The 205-nt window shown below is 38.5% G+C and carries 1 rRNA gene; it reads right to left on the minus strand.

Annotation, left to right across the window (positions count from 1 at the left end):
• Positions 1-152 precede the first annotated feature (152 nt).
• Positions 153-205: ribosomal RNA gene (locus LC455_RS31225) — 16S ribosomal RNA — on the minus strand; the annotation flags it as partial.

A 205-nucleotide genomic window follows, 5' to 3' on the forward strand; every position in this document is an offset into this window, starting at 1 on the left:
GTTTTTACTTGGTTACTTCTTCTATACGATTATCTAGTTTTCAAAGAACGAATAAAAAAGCTTTGAGAGAATTGCTCCCTCAAAACTAAACAAACAGAAAACCATCAAACAAACGTTATTGTCTGGCACTTACGTCCAGCTTATATCCTTAGAAAGGAGGTGATCCAGCCGCACCTTCCGATACGGCTACCTTGTTACGACTTCA

Source organism: Neobacillus bataviensis, from assembly GCF_019969725.1.